The following is a 315-nucleotide window of genomic DNA, read 5'->3' on the forward strand; positions in this document are numbered from 1 at the left end:
GCGCTGGACTTCCGCGACAACCGGGTGCAGTTCGGCGCATCCATCGTGCGCTCGCAGCTCATCGACGCGCTGCACGTCTATGGCGTGTATTCCGTCACGCCCGTGCAGCCTGCGGCCGACCTCGATCTGGAGAAATGGGAGTGGCCGCGCTGCACCAGCATCAAGGTCACGGTGACGGGAGTGGCGCATGGCTGACTTCGAGAAGCCCTCGCTGTTGCCGCCCGCGCTCGTGGTCGATCTTTCCATGCGGGCGCTAGAAGTGCTGATCGCGCGCTTGGTCGAACTCGACCTGGCTCCCACGCTTGTCTATGACTT

General features: G+C 64.1%; 1 pseudogene. It reads left to right on the forward strand.

Annotated features, from left to right (window positions below):
* A pseudogene (locus tag KDH83_RS32255) lies at positions 1–195 on the forward strand (baseplate protein); the annotation flags it as partial.
* Between the last annotated feature and the right edge of the window lie 120 nt (positions 196–315).

Origin of the sequence: Achromobacter sp. Marseille-Q0513 (genome assembly GCF_018195695.1) — a bacterium.
Taxonomy (GTDB): domain Bacteria; phylum Pseudomonadota; class Gammaproteobacteria; order Burkholderiales; family Burkholderiaceae_B; genus Achromobacter.